The organism is Escherichia sp. AM3 (assembly GCF_032029835.1).
Lineage (GTDB): Bacteria > Pseudomonadota > Gammaproteobacteria > Enterobacterales > Enterobacteriaceae > Escherichia > Escherichia coli.
On record NZ_JAVUPQ010000989.1, the window covers coordinates 1 to 270 of the forward strand.

The following is a 270-nucleotide window of genomic DNA, read 5'->3' on the forward strand; positions in this document are numbered from 1 at the left end:
GTTTTACACTGAGTTCGATTTTTTTTATGTTTACCCGGATGAGATTGGCTTTCCTGACCGTTGAGTATCCGGCGTTGCCTGTCTGCCAGCGCTTCAGGCGTCTGAATACCGCTCAGCCGCTGCTCAATGAGCTGCATTCTGGTATGCTGATGCCGCATTGACGGATCCGTTTTCAGAGTGGCCAGCGCAGCGCGGGCCACACACCGCACACTCTTATTTTTGTGATGACAGCTTTTTTCCAGCACATCCATCCAGCGCGGATCTAATGTC

General features: G+C 51.9%; 1 pseudogene. It reads right to left on the reverse strand.

Annotated features, from left to right (window positions below):
* Positions 1 to 251 (reverse strand): annotated as a pseudogene (locus RTW80_RS29370) (helix-turn-helix domain-containing protein); the annotation flags it as partial.
* Positions 252 to 270: the final 19 nt, after the last annotated feature.